Origin of the sequence: Arhodomonas aquaeolei DSM 8974, assembly GCF_000374645.1 — a bacterium.
GTDB classification, from domain to species: Bacteria; Pseudomonadota; Gammaproteobacteria; order Nitrococcales; family Nitrococcaceae; genus Arhodomonas; species Arhodomonas aquaeolei.
Genome location: NZ_KB894800.1, coordinates 515,443 through 527,320, shown reverse-complemented (window position 1 = coordinate 527,320; position 11,878 = coordinate 515,443). Strand labels below are relative to the sequence as shown.

General features: G+C 72.7%; 12 protein-coding genes. 10 read left to right on the top strand and 2 right to left on the bottom strand.

Annotated elements, in window-relative coordinates; translation table 11 throughout:
- The first annotated feature begins 149 nt into the window (after positions 1-149).
- Positions 150-536: a DUF4870 family protein gene (locus C516_RS0102250; protein WP_018716733.1), complete on the top strand. Its 387-nt coding sequence runs from the start codon at positions 150-152 to the stop codon at positions 534-536.
- A gap of 40 nt (positions 537-576) precedes the next feature.
- Here the strand turns inward: C516_RS0102250 and C516_RS0102245 are convergent, their stop codons facing one another.
- Positions 577-981 carry a fibronectin type III domain-containing protein gene (locus C516_RS0102245; RefSeq protein ID WP_018716732.1) on the bottom strand — a complete coding sequence of 135 codons (405 nt, stop codon included), beginning with the start codon at positions 979-981 and terminating at the stop codon, positions 577-579.
- Positions 982-1,186: 205 nt separating this feature from the next.
- Positions 1,187-1,954, bottom strand: coding sequence for an exodeoxyribonuclease III (gene xth, locus C516_RS0102240; RefSeq protein WP_018716731.1), 768 nt, complete (start codon positions 1,952-1,954; stop codon positions 1,187-1,189).
- A gap of 156 nt (positions 1,955-2,110) precedes the next feature.
- On the opposite strand from xth, the gene C516_RS0102235 reads away from it, so the two are divergent.
- The 9 genes from C516_RS0102235 to C516_RS0102195 all read left to right on the top strand — a co-directional run bounded on the left by C516_RS0102235 (position 2,111) and on the right by C516_RS0102195 (position 11,872).
- A complete protein-coding gene (locus tag C516_RS0102235) occupies positions 2,111-3,682 on the top strand; it encodes an ABC transporter substrate-binding protein (RefSeq protein ID WP_018716730.1) in 1,572 nt (523 codons plus the stop codon).
- A gap of 54 nt (positions 3,683-3,736) precedes the next feature.
- Positions 3,737-4,693: an ABC transporter permease gene (locus tag C516_RS0102230; protein WP_018716729.1), complete on the top strand. Its 957-nt coding sequence runs from the start codon at positions 3,737-3,739 to the stop codon at positions 4,691-4,693.
- A complete protein-coding gene (locus tag C516_RS0102225; protein WP_018716728.1) occupies positions 4,674-5,495 on the top strand; it encodes an ABC transporter permease in 822 nt (273 codons plus the stop codon). The genes C516_RS0102230 and C516_RS0102225 overlap by 20 nt, the downstream gene beginning before the upstream one ends.
- Positions 5,492-7,441 (top strand): dipeptide ABC transporter ATP-binding protein, encoded by a 1,950-nt coding sequence (locus C516_RS0102220; RefSeq protein ID WP_018716727.1) that lies wholly within the window; start codon positions 5,492-5,494, stop codon positions 7,439-7,441. Before C516_RS0102225 ends, C516_RS0102220 begins: the two co-directional genes overlap by 4 nt.
- A 130-nt stretch (positions 7,442-7,571) precedes the next feature.
- Positions 7,572-8,345 carry a phosphonate ABC transporter ATP-binding protein gene (gene phnC, locus C516_RS0102215; protein WP_018716726.1) on the top strand — a complete coding sequence of 258 codons (774 nt, stop codon included), beginning with the start codon at positions 7,572-7,574 and terminating at the stop codon, positions 8,343-8,345.
- Positions 8,346-8,374: 29 nt separating this feature from the next.
- A complete protein-coding gene (gene phnD, locus C516_RS0102210; RefSeq protein ID WP_018716725.1) occupies positions 8,375-9,211 on the top strand; it encodes a phosphate/phosphite/phosphonate ABC transporter substrate-binding protein in 837 nt (278 codons plus the stop codon).
- 2 nt (positions 9,212-9,213) lie between these two features.
- Positions 9,214-10,014, top strand: coding sequence for a phosphonate ABC transporter, permease protein PhnE (gene phnE, locus C516_RS0102205; RefSeq protein ID WP_018716724.1), 801 nt, complete (start codon positions 9,214-9,216; stop codon positions 10,012-10,014).
- Between the two features lie 35 nt (positions 10,015-10,049).
- Positions 10,050-11,018, top strand: a complete 969-nt coding sequence (locus C516_RS0102200) for an NAD(P)-dependent oxidoreductase (RefSeq protein ID WP_084594045.1) — start codon at positions 10,050-10,052, stop codon at positions 11,016-11,018.
- Positions 11,012-11,872 carry a LysR family transcriptional regulator gene (locus C516_RS0102195; protein WP_018716722.1) on the top strand — a complete coding sequence of 287 codons (861 nt, stop codon included), beginning with the start codon at positions 11,012-11,014 and terminating at the stop codon, positions 11,870-11,872. The genes C516_RS0102200 and C516_RS0102195 overlap by 7 nt, the downstream gene beginning before the upstream one ends.
- The last annotated feature ends 6 nt before the right edge of the window (positions 11,873-11,878 follow it).

Here is an 11,878-nt window from a genome sequence, read left to right as displayed (position 1 = left end):
TCGATGAACTCCCGAAGGTCGTGATACTGCAACGTCGTCGTCCCCTGCCGTGCGCGAGAGTCACGATACTGCCTGCTCGCGCTATTGCCTGTCACCGTTGCTTGACCATACTGGGGCAGGGATCAGGCACAAGGAACGCGGGAGAGACAATGACAGAAGAAGACACCACGCAGCCCGACCGCGGGGGCGCGGAGCCGCTCGTGCCGGAGGGGGATACCGGCAAGGTCCGGGTGATCTACATCCTCTACCTGGTGGCGCTGGTGCTCGGTGTGACCGGGCTGATCGGCGTGGTCATGGCCTATATCTATCGCGACGGAGCCCCGGAGTGGCTGCGCAGCCACTACACGTGGCAGATCCGGACCTTCTGGATCGGCCTGGGGCTGTCGTTCATCGGCATGATCACCTCGTTGATCCTCATCGGCTGGCTGGTGCTGCTGTTCACCGTGATCTGGCTGATCGTGCGCTGTGTGAAGGGGATGCAGTGGCTGGAGCGCCGTGAGGCGGTGCCGGCACCCACCGACTGGTGGTTCGGCTGAGCCCGGCCGGCACGCCGCCCGGCGTGCCGGCGCGAGCCGGTCAGTTGATCTGGACGCTGACCGGGTCGGACATCGCGCTGAGGCGGTTGCTGTCGTCGTAGGCCTGCAGCGCGATGTAGTAGCTGCCCGACGACAGTCCCTCGATGGTGTAGGACTGCTGGTAGGGATCGCTGATGTCCACTTCCTGGCTGTAGTCGCCCGGGCTGGTGCCATAGTAGACACGATAGCCGGCGAGCTGCGACATCGACAGCGCGGAGCCGTCCTCCCGCTCCGTCGGGGCCTGCCAGGAGATGGTAATGGCGGCATCTCCGGTTACCGGTGCCGCCGGCGGACTGTCGCTGCTACTCGAGCTGCCGCCTCCGCCGCCGCCCCCGCAGGCGGTCAGGAACAGGGAAACACCGAGGACGAGTGCCGCCGACCGGCACACGCGTAAGGTGCGGGACATAGTCGGTCCTCCAGCACGCCGGCTCACGCCGGGTGCAGTCATCGCTGGGGTAGTCGCGGCGGAACGCTCCCTCCCCCACCCCCGGGGAGCGCTGCCGCTTGGATGCCCGGATTAGGCCAGCACCGCCGGGGTCCGGGCGAGGACCTGTGTCACACTAGCGTGCCCCGGTTTTCGGAACCCCGATGGGTGGCAGGTTATTGATTCGTCAGGGTGTGAACTCGGCCACGACCGGGGCGTGATCCGATGGACGTTCCCAGCCGCGGGGGTCGCGATCCACGTAGCTCGCGCTCAGGCGTTCGGTCAGCCGGGGGGCGGTGAGGATGAGGTCGATGCGCAGGCCCCGGTTGCGGCGGAAGTTGTTCATCCGGTAGTCCCACCACGAGAAGGTCGCCTCGGGGTGGTCGAAGCGGCGGAAGCTGTCGCTCAGTCCCAGCGCGGTGAGCGCCGCCAGGGCCTCGCGCTCCGGGGTGGAGCAGAGCACCTGCTCGTGCCACGACGCCGGGTCGTGGACGTCGCGGTCCTCCGGGGCGATGTTGAAGTCCCCCACCACCGCCAGTTCGCCGTGGGTCTCCAGCTCGGCGGCGAGCCACTCGCGCAGGTGCGCCAGCCAGGCGAGCTTGTAGTCGTACTTTTCGTCGCCCACGGCCTTTCCGTTGGGCACGTAGAGGTTGACGAAGCGCGTGGTGCCCACGGTGGCGGCGAGCACACGGCGCTGGTGGTCCTCGAAGCCGGGGATGTCGGTGACCACCTCCGTTACCGGTTCACGGGCGAGTACGGCGACGCCGTTGTACGTCTTCTGCCCGGCGTAGGCGACGTGGTAGCCCGCGGCCTCGATCTCGGCGGCCGGGAAGTTCTCGTCGGTGAGCTTCGTCTCCTGCAGCCCGAGGATGTCCGGCCGGGCCTGACCCAGCCATTCCAGCACCTGGGGCAGGCGGACCTTGAGCGAGTTGACGTTCCAGGAGGCGATCTTCATCAGGCATTCCCCGGGCGGCTGGGTGAGTGGCGAGCGGGAAGGTTACTAACCTTCGCGTCGGCGACGCCACCACCTCCGGGGCGCGCCGGCACGGGTGAATCCGTTCCGGCGATCCGTTAGAGTCGGGCGGAACACACCCACCGGGGAGAGGATGCCGTGGCGGATCGCGACAGCACGGGAGGCGCGCCCCTCATCGACCGGCGGCGCCGGCGACTCATCCAGGCCATGGGGCTGGCCGGTCTCGGGGCCGGCACCATGGGGCTGTGGCCCGGCGCCCTGAGGGCCGCGGCGGACGGCGAGCCCCGGCGCGGCGGCACGCTGCGGGTGGCGCTGCCCTCGGTGAAGACCATCGACCCCCTGAAGGTGAGCAGCGGCGGCGGCATCGCCGCGATCCAGCAGGTGGGCGAGTACCTCGTCTGGGCCGAGGACGACCTGTCCCTGCGCCCGGTCCTCGCCACCGACTGGCAGGCCGCCGACGGCGGCCGCCGCTGGACGTTCGAGCTGCGCCGGGGCGTGCGCTTCCACGACGGCCGCGAGATGACCAGCGCGGACGTGGTCGCCACCTTCCGCCGCCTGGTCGATCCGGACAACCCCACCGCCGCCGCCTCGCAGCTGCCGTTCCTGCGACCGGAAGGGGTGTCGGCGGACGGCGACTACCGCGTGGTCTTCGAGCTGGACCAGCCGGTGGGGCGCTTCCCCTATTACACCCAGACTTACAACGCCATCATCCTGCCGGCGGACTTCGACGGCGATTTCGCCGCCAACCCGGTGGGCACCGGCCCGTTCCGCCTGGTGGACTACACCCCCCAGGAGTCCGTGGTCTTCGAGCGCAACCCGGACTACTGGGACGCCCCGCGGCCGTACGTCGACCGCGTCGAGTGCGACATCTACGGCGCCGCCCAGCCGCAGATCCTCGCGCTGCGCGGCGACGAGGTGGACATGATGCTCCTCGCCGGCCCGGTGGACGCCAAGCCGCTGTTCGACACGGACGGCGTCGAGGTGCTGACGACACCGTCGGCGATGACCCGCCAGCTCACCATGCGCACCGACCAGCCGCCCTTCGACGACGTGCGCGTGCGCCGCGCGGTGGCGCTGGCCATCGACCGTCCGACCATGGTGGAGACCCTGCTCGGCGGGCGGGCGGACATCGGCAACGACCACCCCGTCGCCCCGATCTACCCGGAGAAGGTGTCGGTGGCGCAGCGCGAGCGCGACGTGGCCGAGGCCCGGCGGCTGCTCGCCGAGGCGGGTCATGCGGACGGCTTCGAGATCGACCTGTACACCGGCCGGTTCGTGGAGCTGCCCCAGTACGCCGTGCTCGCCCAGCAGATGCTCGCCGAGGTGGGCATCCGCGTGAAGATCAGCGTCGAGCCCCTCAACGTGTACTACGGTCACTGGACGGAGGTCCCCCTCGGCCTCACGGACTGGACGGCCCGGCCCACCGCCGGGCAGATCCTCGCCGCCGCCTTCCGCAGCGATGCCGAGTGGAACGCCCCGCACTGGCGGAACGACGAGTTCGACCGGCTGCTCGACGCGTTCGAGGCGAGCACGGACGAGGCCGAGCGCGACGATCTGGCCACGCGCCTCGCGCAGATCCTCCACGACGAGGTGCCGGCGGTGATCACCTACTTCCCCAACGGCCTGCGCCCGGTGCGCAGCCGCGTCCGCGGCGTGAGCGCGCACATGTCCAACTACCTGGACCTGCGCGGGGCCTGGCTGGCGGGATAGGGCGCCGGGACATACCGTGATACGCACGCCCGATACCGCGCCGGGGAGGCGCGGGTGACGCGGTTCGTCCTCCGGCGGCTGCTGCTGCTCGGGGTGACGCTGCTCGTCGCCTCGGTGCTGATCTTCCTGATGACCTCGGTGATGCCCGGCAACGTCGGGCGCATCGTGCTCGGCCCGTTCGCCAGCGACGCCTCGGTCGCCGAGCTCAACCGCCAGCTCGGCCTCGACCAGCCGGCGGCGCTGCGCTACCTGCAGTGGCTCGGCGGCGTGCTCACCGGCGACTGGGGCCGTTCGCTGACCCTGGATACCGACGTGCTCCCCCTTGCGCTGGCCCGGCTCGGGCGCTCGCTGCTGCTTGCCGGCTACGCCCTGGTGCTGCTGGTGCCGGTGGCCATCGCCGCCGGCGTGGCCGCGGGGCGCCGGCCCGGCGGCTGGTTCGACCGCCTCGCCTCGGTGGTCGGGCTCACCTTCGGCGCGATGCCCGAGTTCGTCACCGGCGTGTTCCTGATCGTGGGGCTGGGCGTGGGGCTCGGCTGGCTGCCGGTGCAGGCGTTGCCGGACGAGGGGGCCGGGCTGGTGACGTGGCTGCGCCACCTCCTGATGCCGGCGCTGTCGCTGGTGCTGCTGCTGTTCGCCTATCTCTTCCGCATGGTGCGCACCGGCATGCGCTCCGAGCTGGCGGCGGACTACACCCGCACCGCCGTGCTCAAGGGCCTGCCCCGGCGGCGGGTGATCCGCCACCACGTGCTGCGCAATGCGCTGCTGCCGACGATCACCGTCATCGGCGCGCAGCTCGGCTGGCTGGTCGGCGGGCTCGTGGTGGTGGAGACGCTGTTCCGCTACCCGGGCATCGGCAGCCTCATGGAGTACGCCGCCTCCAACAAGGACGTCCCCCTGCTCGCGGGCTGCGCGCTGCTCATCACCGGTGTGTTCGGCCTCGCCAATCTGGCCGCGGACGTCGTCTATGCCTGGCTCAACCCGAGGGTGCGCCATGCCCTGGCGGGTGCTTGAGCCCCTGCGCCGCTCGCCGGCGCTGGCGGTCGGGCTGGCGATGGTCGCGGCGTGGCTGGTCACCGCCGCGGCGGCGCCGTGGCTCGCGCCGAGCGGGCCGACGGTGAGCGACTACGGCGCGCTCAGCCAGGCGCCGTCGGCGGCGCACTGGTTCGGCACCGACGAGTACGGCCGCGACGTGCTCTCGCGGGTGCTCTTCGGCGGGCGCTACGTGCTGCTCATCGCGCCGGCGGCGACCCTCATCGGCCTCGTCCTGGGGGCGGCCATCGGCATGAGCGCGGCCTACTTCGGGCGCTGGGTGGACGAGGTCATCATGCGGCTGCTGGATGCGGTGATGGCCTTCCCCATCGTCATCCTCGCGCTGCTGGCGCTGACCATGCTCGGCGGCTCCACCGGCAACGTGGTGCTGGTGATCGGGCTGGTGTTCGCGCCGCTGATCGCGCGCACCGCGCGGGCCGCGGCGCTGGTGGAGGTGCGCCGGGAGTATGTCCAGGCCGCGCGGATCCGTCGCGAGGGGCCGCTGTACGTGCTCGCCGTGGAGGTCCTGCCCAATATCCGCGGCCCGCTGGTGGTGGAGGGCACCATCCGCCTCGGCTACGCGGTGTTCACCTCGGCGACCCTGGGCTTCCTCGGCCTCGGCGTGCAGCCGCCGGCGCCGGACTGGGGCCTGATGGTCGCGGAGAACCGGGCGCTGCTGACCAGCGCGCCGTGGACGGTGCTGTTTCCCGCCGGGGCCATCGCCTTCGTGGTGGTGGGCTTCTCGCTCATGGCCGACGGCCTGCGTGACCTGGAGGGCCGGTGAGCGCGCCCGTCCTCGCCTTCGACGGCCTGTCCATCGCCTACCGGCGCCGCGGGCGCTGGCACGAGGCGGTCTCGGACGTGGACCTGGCCATCGCGCCGGGCGAGGCCTACGGCCTGGTCGGCGAATCCGGCTGCGGCAAGTCGACGCTCGCGATGGCGGCGATGGGCTATCTCCCGGACAACGCCCGGGTCAGTGCCGGCGGCATCCGCATCGCCGGCGAGGACCTCGCCGCGCTGGATGCCGAAGGTCTGCGCCGGCTGCGCGGCGGCACCGTGGCGGCGGTCTACCAGAGCCCGGGGACGGCGCTGAACCCCGCGCTCACCGTCGGCGAGCAGATCGCCGAGGTCTACCGCCTGCACCGCGGGTTCGGCCACCGCGCGGCGTGGGACGCCGCCGCGGCCATGCTCGAGCGCGTGCAGATCCCCGACGGTCACCGCGTGCGCAACAACTACCCCTACCAGCTCTCCGGCGGTATGCAGCAGCGGGTGGTGATCGCCATGGGCCTCGCCGGCGATCCGGACCTCCTCGTGCTCGACGAGCCCACCACCGCGCTGGACACCACCGTGCAGGCGGAGATCCTGGCCCTGTTCGAGGGCCTGCGTGCCGAGCTCGACGTGGCGCTGCTGTTCATCAGCCACAACCTGGGCGTGGTCCAGGCGGTGTGTGACCGGGTCGGGGTGATGTACGCCGGTGAGCTGGTGGAGGAGGGGCCGGCGGAGACGCTATTCCACGACCCGCGCCATCCCTACACCGCCGGGCTGATTGCCTGCATCCCGGACTTCGACGCCGCCGGGCGGCCGCTGCGGCCCATCCCCGGCGCACCGCCGGAGCCCGGCGAGCGGCCGGCGGGCTGCGTGTTCGCGCCCCGCTGCCCGGTGGCGCGGGACGACTGCCGGGGCACGCGCCCGCCGCTGGCCGCGACCGGACCGGGGCGCGCCAGCCGCTGCCTGTACCCGGACGACACCCCGGCGGTGGACCGGGGCGCCGGGGCGGCCACGGGGACCCACGCCGGCGGGGGCACCGGCGACGCCGTGCTCCGGGCCGAGGGGCTGCACCTCACCCTCGGTGGCGTGCCCATCCTTCGGGACGTCGACGTGACCCTGCGCCGCGGCGAGACCCTCGCGCTGGTGGGCGAGTCCGGCAGCGGCAAGACCTCGCTGGCCCGGGTGCTCACCGGCCTGGCACGGCCCCGTGCCGGTACCGTGAGCCGCAGCGGGCGCGGCGGCGCGGCGGTGCAGCCGCTGCAGATGGTCTTCCAGTCGCCGGATGGCACCCTCAACCCGAGCCACCGCATCGGCTTCATCCTCGCCCGTGCCATCCGCCGGCTCGCCGGCCTCGGGCGCCGCGCCGCCCGCGAGCGCGTGCCCGGGCTGATGCGCGCGGCGGCCCTGGACCCGGCCCTCGCCCGGCGGCGGGGCGGCCAGCTCTCCGGCGGCCAGCGCCAGCGGGTCGCCATCGCCCGGGCATTTGCCGGCACGCCGGACGCGGTGGTCCTGGATGAGCCCACCTCGGCGCTGGACGTCTCGGTGCAGGCGGCGATCCTGGAGCTGCTCCGCGGCCTGCGTGACCGTCAGGGCGTGGCCTATCTGTTCATCACCCACGACCTCGCCGTGGTCCGTCACCTGGCCGACCGGGTGGCGGTGATGTACCTGGGCGTGATCGTCGAGGAGGGCCCGGCGGACGCGGTCCTCGGCGGCCCCTGCCATCCCTACACCGAGGCCCTGATCGCCGCGGTACCCCGCGGCCGCCGCCGTCCCTCGCGCCCGCGCCTGACCGGCACCAACCCGGGCCCGGCGGCGCGGCCCGCCGGCTGCCCCTTCCATACCCGCTGCCCCCACGTCATGGACATCTGCCGCACCGAGGCGCCGCCGCGGCGCGAGCCCCATGCCGGTCACGGCGTCCACTGCCACCTGGAGATCCCCGCGCTGCCGCGCCCCGCCGGCTGACCCCTTCGCGTCCCACCGTCACGGAAACATCATCCGCGCTTAAGCACGCCGTCACCCCGGACGTCCAGCCTGTTCGACGTTTTCGTTGATCGCGCCATCGCGATCGGGTTTTTCGAACACGGAGGCGGCGATGATCCACACCGAATCGCTGGCGATGACCTATCCGGGCGGGGTGACCGCGCTGACCCCGACCTCGGTGCGTTTCGAGCGCGGGGCGGTGACCGTCCTGCTCGGGCCCTCCGGGGCCGGCAAGTCCACCCTGCTGCACTGCCTCAATCGGCTGCGCGCGCCCACCGCAGGGCGCGTGGTCGCCGACGGGGTCGGGCCGCTCGAGGACGCGGCGGCCATCCGCCGGCATCGCCGGCGCACCGCCATGATCTTCCAGCAGCACCAGCTCCTGCCCCGGGTGAGCGTGCTGCGCAACACCCTGATCGGCCGCCTCGGCCACCACGGTTTCTGGCGCAGTACGCTGCCCCTGCCCGCCGGAGAGCGCCGGCTGGCGCTGGACAGCCTCGAGCGCGTGGGTCTGCTGGACAAGGCCCTGGTGCGGGCCGACCAGCTCTCCGGCGGCCAGCAGCAGCGGGTGGGCATCGCCCGCGCGCTGACCCAGCAGGCCGAGCTGGTGCTCGCCGACGAGCCGGTGGCGAGCCTCGATCCCGGTGCTTCCCGCCAGGTGCTCTCGCTGCTGCGCGACGTCTGCACCGAGCGCGGGCTCACCGCCGTCATCAGTCTCCACCAGGTCGAGTACACCCGCGAGTTCGCCGACCGGGTGATCGCCCTTGCCGACGGTGGGGTGGTCTTCGACGGCCCGCCGTCGGCGCTCGACGACGATGTCCTCTGCCGGGTCTACGGGCCCGGTGCGGTCGCGGACCTGCGGCGCGACGCCGCCGGTGCCGCGGCCTGATTCCTACCGTAACCCAGGGAGATACCGCCATGATCCGCCGACTTTCCGCCCTGCTCGCCGGCCTCGTGCTCGCCGGCTCGGCCCATGCGGCCGGCTCCAACCCGGATACGCTGCGCGTCGCGCTGCTGCCGGACGAGTCGCCCCAGACCATCATCAAGGAGAACGAGCGCTTCCGGGACTACCTCGCCGAGCGCCTCGACAAGGACATCGAGCTGGTGGTGACCACGGACTACTCGTCGATGATCGAGGCGGCCCGCTTCGGCCGCATCGACCTCGCCTATTTCGGGCCCCTGTCCTACGTCCTCGCCCGCCAGCACGGCGCGGACCTGGAGCCGTTCGCCGCCAAGCGCAAAAACGGCGAGACCACCTACCGCTCGGTGCTGATCGGCAACGTCGAGGCCGGCGTGAGCGAGCTCGACGACGTCGCCGGCAGGCAGGTGGCCTTCGGTGACCCGGCCTCCACCTCCAGCCACCTCATCCCCAAGAAGGTGCTCATCGACGCCGGCGTGACCCCGGACGACTACAGCGGCAACTTCACCGGCTCCCACGATGCCGTGGCCACCGCGGTGCAGAACGGCCACGCCCAGGCCGGCGGGCTGTCCAGGCCGATCTTCGAGTCGCTGGTGGAGCGCGGCGTGATCTCCAGGGACCGCGTGCAGGTGATCACCTACTCCAAGCCCTACCCGCAGTATCCCTGGGTGATGCAGACCTCGCTGGACGACGACCTCAAGGCGCGCATCCGCACCGCCTTCCTGGAGGTGGACGACCCGGAGATTCTCCGTCCGCTGGGCGCCGAGGGGTTCGCCGCGATCAGCGATTCGGACTACGACGTGGTCCGTGACCTGCTGCCGCTGCTCAAGAAGTAGCCATGAGCGAGCGTTCCCACGACGCCATCCTCGCGACGGAGCGCGCCCGCCGGTACCGTGCCGGCGGGGCGCTCCTCGCCCTCCTGGCGGTGATCGCGGCCGCCGGCCACTACGTCGGGGTCTTCGACGGTGCCCGGCTCGCGCAGGGGGTCCCGGCGCTGCTCGAGCTCATGGGCAACATGCTCCCGCCGGATTTCACCGGCTGGCAGGACTGGATCGCGCCCCTGATCGACACCCTGGCCATGAGCGTCGCCGGCACCGCCATCGCCGTGATCGCCTCGGTGCCGCTGGCCTTCTGCGCGGCGCGCAACACCACGCCGTCGGCCGCGCTCTACCACGGCACGCGCAATCTGCTGAACTTCCTGCGCACCGTGCCCGAGCTGATCATGGGCATCCTGTTCGTGGCCGCGGTGGGCTTCGGCCCGCTGGCCGGCGTGCTGGCGGTGGGACTGCACTCCATCGGCATGGTGGGCAAGTTCTTCGCCGAGACCGTGGAGCACGCCGACCCGGCGCCGATCGAGGCGGTCCGTGCCACCGGCGCCGGCCCGGCGCAGGTGATCTGGCACGGTGTCCTGCCCCAGGTGCTGCCCCGGTTCCTGGATGTCTCCGTCTACCGCTGGGAGTACAACTTCCGCGCCTCGACGGTCATGGGTCTGGTGGGGGCCGGCGGCATCGGCTTCGAGCTGATCGGCAGCCTCCGCATCCTGGCCTACCGCGAGGTCTTCGCCATCCTGCTCGTCATCCTGGCCACCGTGATCGTCGTCGACGGCATCGGCTCGGCCCTGCGCCGGAGGATCCAGTGACCGACCGACCCCTCGCCGTATTCGCCCAGCGCCCCATGCCCGAGACCGTGCAGCGCCTCGGCGACGGCATCGCCGTGCGCTGCAACACCACCGATGCCGCCTGGCCCCCGGAGCGGCTGCGCGAGGCGGCCGCCGGGGCGGACGCCCTGGTCGCCTTCATGACCGAGCGCGTCGACGCCGCGCTCCTCGACGCCTGTCCGCGGCTGCGTATCGTCGCCGGTGCCCTCAAGGGCTACGACAACCTCGACGTCGACGCCTGCACCGCCCGCGGGGTCTGGGTGACCACCGTGCCGGACCTGCTCACCGTGCCCACCGCCGAGCTGGCCCTGGGACTGATGATCGGGCTCGGCCGCCACCTCCGCGAGGCGGACGCCCACGTGCGCAGCGGCGCCTTCACCGGCTGGGGGCCGCGGCTCTACGGCACCGGGCTGGCGGGCAGCGTGGTGGGGATCATCGGCATGGGCGCCATCGGCCGGGCGATCGCCCGCCGGGTGCGCGCCTTCGATGCCGAGGTCGTCTACGCCGACCCGCAGCCCCTCGACGCCGCGGATCCCCTGACACCGGGGTGCGAGCGCCTGCCCCTGGACGAGCTGCTGCACCGCAGCCGCTTCGTGGTCCTGGCCGCACCGCTCACCGCGGCCACCCTCCACCTCATTGACCGGGAACGGCTCGCGTTGATGCGCCCGGACGCACTGCTGGTCAATCCCGGCCGCGGCTCGGTCGTCGACGAGGCGGCGGTGGCGGAGGCCCTCGATACCGGCCGGCTCGGGGGCTACGCCGCGGACGTCTTCGAGATGGAGGACCTCTCCCGCGCCGACCGTCCGGCGGCCATCCCCGGGGCACTGCTGCGCCACCCGCGGACGCTGTTCGCGCCGCACCTGGGCTCGGCGGTCACCGGGACCCGGCGTGCCATCGAGGCCCACGCCGCCGACAACGTCCGCCGCGTGCTCGCCGGCCATGTGCCGGCGGACGCGATCAACGACCCGAGGGGGCATGGATGCTGAACCTGCGCTACCTGGCGACCTTCCTGGTGGTGGTGCGCACCGGCAGCCTCCGCGGCGCCGCCGCGGAACGGGGGCTCTCGCCGGCGACCGTCTCCCACCAGATCCAGCGGCTGGAGGCGGATATCGGCGCCCCGGTGCTGCTGCGTGGCGCGCGCTGCCGGCCGAGCCCGGTGGGGGCGCGGCTGCTGCCCCACGCGGAGTCCCTGCTGCGGGTCAACGCCCGCGCGATGGCGGCGGTCGCCGACCCGCAGCTCCACCTGGGTGCGGCCTCCAACATCGGCATCTACCTGCTGCCCCCGGTGCTGCGCCGCCTGCGCCAGGGCGGGGCGGTTCCGGCGTGCGCGGTCAGCGTGGCGGACAACGCCACCGTCACCGAGCGCCTGGAGGAGGGGGCGGTGGACCTGGCCCTGCTGGAGACCTGGCAGGAGCGTGCCGGTTTCGACGCCGTGTGCTGGCGCGACGAGCCGCTGGTGGTCATCGTCCCGCCGGGACACCCGTGGGCGCTGCGGCAGCGCATCACCGCCGACGAGCTGGCCGGCAGCCGGCTGCTGGCGGGGGAGCCGGGCACCGGTACGGGGCGTCTGCTGCGGGCGTTCCTGGCGCGCTGCGAGGGCGGACCGGCGATCGCCGGCGAGCTCGGCAGCACCGAGGCCGTCAAGCGCGCGGTGGCCCACGGCGAGGGGATCTCACTGGTGCTCGCGGGCACGGTAGACGAGGAGGTCACCGCCGGCCGGCTGGCCGCCATACCGCTGGCCGGGCCGGGGCTGAGCAAGCCGCTGTGGGCCGTCTGGCGCCGCGGGCATGCCGTGCCGGGGCGCGACGCGGTGCTCGCCTCGCTGCAGCATGCCGCCTGAATCCGC